We start from the raw sequence: 4502 nt of genomic DNA, 5'->3' as shown, positions 1-4502 counted from the left end.
GTACGAAACAGTTTCGTTTACGTGTTCTTTGCCCTCGTGTCCCTGGAGTGGTTCCCCATGTCTCCGAAGACCTTGACGGACGGCACCCGCACGGGCGCCGAACAGGAGGCGTCCGCCGCGTCCGCCAGAAAATGGTGGATCCTCGCGGTCGTCGCCCTCGCCCAGCTGATGGTGGTGCTGGACGCCACCATCGTGAACATCGCCCTGCCCTCCGCCCAGGCCGACCTCGGTTTCTCCGACGGCAACCGGCAGTGGATCGTCACCGCCTACGCGCTGGCGTTCGCCTCGCTGCTGCTGCTCGGCGGCCGGATAGCCGACCTCTTCGGCCGCAAGACGGCCTTCCTGATCGGCGTCGTCGGCTTCGCCGCCGTCTCCGCTCTCGGCGGCGCCGCCACCGACTTCGAGATGCTGGTCACCGCCCGCGCGCTCCAGGGCGCCTTCGGCGCGCTCCTCGCACCGGCCGCCCTCTCGCTGCTCAACACCACGTTCACCGACGCCAAGGAGCGGGCCAAGGCGTTCAGCGTCTACGGCGCCATCGCCGGCGCGGGCGGCGCGGTGGGCCTGCTGCTCGGCGGCGTGCTGACCGACGCGCTCGACTGGCGCTGGACGCTCTACGTGAACGTCGCCATCGCCGTCGTCGCCTTCGCGGGCGGCTGGATCCTGCTCTCCAACCACCGCGACGCCGCGAACTCCAAGCTGGACGTCCCCGGCACCCTCCTGGTCGCCTCCGGACTGTTCGCCCTGGTCTACGGCTTCTCCAACGCCGAGACCCACGACTGGGACTCGCCGCGGACCTGGGGCTTCCTGATCGCCGGCGGACTGCTGCTCGCGGCCTTCGCCTGGTGGCAGACGCGCGCCGCGCACCCCCTGCTGCCGCTGCGCATCCTGTTCGACCGGAACCGCGCCGCCTCCTTCCTGGCCGTGCTGATCTCCGGCGCCGGCATGTTCGGCGTGTTCCTCTTCCTCACCTACTACCTGCAGCTCAACCTCGGCTTCAGCCCGACGAAGACCGGTGTCGCCTTCCTGCCGATGGTCGGCGCCCTGATGGTGGCGGCGCAGGTCGGCACGACGGTCCTGGTGCCGCGCCTGGGCCCGAAGACGGTCATCCCGCTGGGCTTCGCGATCGCCGGGGTCGGCATGGCCTGGCTGGCCGGGATCGACGTCGGCTCGCACTACCTGAGCGCGGTGCTGCCGCAGCTGATCGTCACCGGCCTCGGTCTCGGCCTGGTCATGCCGCCCGCCATGCAGATGGCCACCGGCGGGGTGGCCGCCGAGGACGCGGGCGTCGCCTCGGCCACCGTCAACGCCATGCAGCAGGTGGGCGGTTCGATCGGCACGGCGCTGCTGAACACCCTCGCCGCGAGCGCCGCGGCCGACTACCTGGCCGGCAAGGACCCGACGAACAAGCTGGTCCAGGCGCACGCCACCATCGAGAGCTACACCACCGCCTTCTGGTGGTCGGCCGGCTTCTTCGCGGCCGGCGCGGTCATCGCGTTCCTGCTCTTCCGCCGCGGTGTGCCCCAGCAGGACGCCGACGCGGCTCCGGTGATCCACATGTGACGGGCCTTCGGATCGAGAGCCGCACCGGGAAGGGGCCGCCGTCCGCGAGGACGGCGGCCCCGCCGCGTCGCCCCCACGCCCTGCGCGCGGCGCAGAGGTCGGAGTGGAGGGGCTCTGGCCTGGGTACTCGCGGGCCATGAGAATCAGCGTGCTGGATGTCGGGTCGAACACCGTCCGGCTGGTGGTCGCGGACGCGGCAGGCGGGGTTCCGCTGCCGGTGCACACGGCGAAGTGGCGGCTGCGGCTGTCCGAGCAGGTCGCACCGGGCGACCCGATTCCGGAGGAGGCCGTGGAGCGGCTCGTCGGCGCGGTCGCCGCGGCCGCCCGGACGGCGGACCGCTGGGGCGCGACGGGCCCGCTGAGCTTCGCGACCGCCGTCGTGCGCGCGGCTCCCAACCAGCGCGAGGTGCTGCGCACGGTCCGGGCCCGCACCGGCGTCGCGCTGTGCACACTGCCCGGCGAGGTGGAGGCCGAGCTGACCTTCCTCGGCGCCCGGCGCTGGATGGGCTGGCGCTCCGGTCCGCTCGCCCTGCTGGACATCGGGGGCGGCTCGTTCGAGGTGGCCTTCGGCCGGGGCCGGCTGCCCGACTTCGTGGCGTCGCTGCCTCTGGGGGCGGGCCGGCTCACCCATGACTTCTTCACCGACGTGGACCCTCCCACCCCGGAGCTGCTGCGCGCGGCCCGACGCCGGATCCGCCACCAGCTCAGGGACGTGGCCGCCCGGATCCGCTGGGAGGGGCCGCGCACCGCGGTGGCGACCTCCCGCACCTTCCAGCAGCTCGGCCGGCTGTGCGGGGCCGCGCCCGGCCGGCACGGCCCCTTCATGGACCGCACTCTGCACCGCCGCGACCTGCGGGAGGCCGTCGACGCCCTGGCCGCCCTGCCCGCGGCCGAGCGCGCCCGGCTCCCCGGCATCTCCGCCCCCCGCGCGGCGCAGAGCCTGGCCGGCGCCGTGATCGGCCACACGGCGATGAAGCTGACCGGGCTGAGATCGGTCACCGTCTGCCCATGGGCGATCCGGGAGGGCGTCATGCTGCGCCATCTGGAGGACGGCCCGGCCTGGTGGGCCGAGGTCGCCCGGCTCGCCGACGAGGAGCCGGACACACCCGCGGAGCCGGTGCCCCTGCGCCTGGCCCAGCACGGCGTATAGCACGGCAGAGGCACGGGCTGCCGCGCACCCGTGACCGCCGTCTCCTGGTCATCCGCTCACCCACCGTCCCTTCGTCCCTTCACCCGCCGGTCCGTCCGTCGAACAGCGCGACCGGGCACACCCCCCGAGGAAAGGAACCCCCACCGTGTCCGACCACGAAGAGCACCCCGAAGCCGCCAAGGACCGCCCCCGGACCGCGCTGGAGGAGGTCATGCGCGAGATAGAGGACGCCGAGACGCGCGTCGACGACCCGGAGGGCGACCGCCACCAGCGCAGGGGCGAGGCGGCCGACGCCCTCACCACCAACCGGCGGGCCCAGGAGGAGTCCGAGGGCGACTGAGCACCGGGCGCGGCCCTCGGATGCCGGGGCGGACGGGTGCGCCGCACGTCGCAGGGGTGGTCGGCCGGGTGCGGGGTACCCGGCCCGCATGGCACACGACCTCCAAGGACCACGGTTGCCGGCCGCCCGCGGCCCGGTCTCCGCAGCGGTCCGCGCGTATCTGTCGGGCGCGGGCCCGCTCCCGGCGGCCGAGACGGTCGCCGCCGCGTCCCCGTACGGCGACGATCTCCAGCTGGCGCTGTACCTCTGTTACGAGCTCCACTACCGCGGCTTCGCGGGCGTTTCCCCGGACCGCGAGTGGGATCCGGATCTCCTGCGGGTGCGAGCCGCACTGGAGCACCTCTTCCTGACCGCCCTGCGCGAGGACACCCCGGTGCACGCCTCCGTCGACGAGGCGCTCGCGGACCTTCTCGTGGAGCCCGTCGAGGGCGCGGGCGTCAGTCACTTCCTGTCCGGCGAGGGCGAGTTGTGGCAGGTGCGCGAGTACGCGGTGCAGCGCTCGCTGTACCACCTCAAGGAGGCCGACCCGCATGCCTGGGTGCTGCCGCGGCTGTCGGGCCGCGCCAAGGCGGCGATGGCGGCGGTGGAGTTCGACGAGTGGGGCGGTGGCCGCCCCGACCGCGTCCACGCCCAGCTGTTCGCGAACCTCATGACGGACCTGGGCCTGGACACCTCCTACGGCCGCTACCTGGACGTCGCGTGCGCCGAGACGCTGGCCACGGTCAACCTGATGTCGCTCCTCGGGTTGCACCGGTCCCTCAGAGGCGCCTTGGTGGGCCACTTCGCCGCGGTGGAGATCACCTCCTCCCCCGGCTCCCGGCGGCTGGCCGAGGCGATGCGCCGCACGGAAGCGGGACCCGCCGCCGTGCACTTCTACGACGAGCACGTCGAGGCGGACGCGGTTCACGAGCAGGTCGTGCGCCACGAGGTGATCGGCGGCCTGCTCGCCGACGAGCCGCATCTGGCCCCCGACATCGTCTTCGGCCTCGACGTCACCGGGTTCCTGGAGGACCGGCTCGCCGACCGTCTGCTCGCCGCCTGGCGCCGGGGCGCGTCCTCGCTGCGGCCCGCGCCGGGCGGGGCCGAGGCGGACCGGGCCGCCGTGCGCCCCGAATCCGAAAAGGCCCATATTTCCTGAATGCCGGGGTACCTGGCCGACATGAATCCGCTGGCGAACGAGGAACTGGTGGTCGTCCGTGCCGAACCCCCCCGCTGACAGGCCCTGTCGGATCAGCGTCCAGCGCCGCGGCCCCCTGCTCGTCGAGGGCCCGGTGGAGGTGGAACTGGAGGACGGCAGCACGGTCGCCTCCGACCGCTTCCGGGTGGCCCTGTGCACCTGCCGGCGCAGCCGCCGCTACCCCTGGTGCGACACGAGCCACGGCGACCGGGAGCGCAAGCCTTCCTGAGAGCGGATTGGGGAAAGAGCCGCTCCACGCGTTCGCACCTCGGGAC

At 73.5% G+C, this 4502-nt stretch carries 5 protein-coding genes; all 5 read left to right on the top strand.

The features are described from left to right. Positions 1 to 57 precede the first annotated feature (57 nt). The 5 genes from ACFVYK_RS37795 to ACFVYK_RS37775 all read left to right on the top strand — a co-directional run bounded on the left by ACFVYK_RS37795 (position 58) and on the right by ACFVYK_RS37775 (position 4456). Entirely contained in the window at positions 58 to 1560 is a 1503-nt protein-coding gene (locus tag ACFVYK_RS37795; protein WP_389781268.1) for an MFS transporter, read from the top strand. A 136-nt stretch (positions 1561 to 1696) separates the two neighbouring features. Continuing rightward, positions 1697 to 2710 (top strand): Ppx/GppA family phosphatase, encoded by a 1014-nt coding sequence (locus ACFVYK_RS37790; RefSeq protein WP_389781267.1) that lies wholly within the window; start codon positions 1697 to 1699, stop codon positions 2708 to 2710. Positions 2711 to 2855: 145 nt separating this feature from the next. Then, the gene (locus ACFVYK_RS37785; RefSeq protein ID WP_389781266.1) at positions 2856 to 3050 is read left to right on the top strand and encodes a hypothetical protein; all 195 of its coding nucleotides are present in this window, start codon (positions 2856 to 2858) and stop codon (positions 3048 to 3050) included. A gap of 88 nt (positions 3051 to 3138) precedes the next feature. Further along, positions 3139 to 4188, top strand: a complete 1050-nt coding sequence (locus ACFVYK_RS37780; protein WP_389781265.1) for an iron-containing redox enzyme family protein — start codon at positions 3139 to 3141, stop codon at positions 4186 to 4188. Positions 4189 to 4246: 58 nt separating this feature from the next. Beyond that, positions 4247 to 4456: a CDGSH iron-sulfur domain-containing protein gene (locus ACFVYK_RS37775; protein ID WP_389781264.1), complete on the top strand. Its 210-nt coding sequence runs from the start codon at positions 4247 to 4249 to the stop codon at positions 4454 to 4456. The last annotated feature ends 46 nt before the right edge of the window (positions 4457 to 4502 follow it).

Origin of the sequence: Streptomyces sp. NPDC058291 (assembly GCF_042880855.1) — a bacterium.
Taxonomy (GTDB): domain Bacteria; phylum Actinomycetota; class Actinomycetes; order Streptomycetales; family Streptomycetaceae; genus Streptomyces.
Note: the sequence above shows the minus strand (reverse complement) of the source record. Positions and strands in the feature narration are given on the sequence as shown.

Coding starts and splice junctions, on each gene's coding strand:
- ACFVYK_RS37795 (WP_389781268.1), top strand. CDS start 58: ATGTCTCCGAAGACCTTGACGGACGGCACCCGCACGGGCGCCGAACAG.
- ACFVYK_RS37790 (WP_389781267.1), top strand. CDS start 1,697: ATGAGAATCAGCGTGCTGGATGTCGGGTCGAACACCGTCCGGCTGGTG.
- ACFVYK_RS37780 (WP_389781265.1), top strand. CDS start 3,139: ATGGCACACGACCTCCAAGGACCACGGTTGCCGGCCGCCCGCGGCCCG.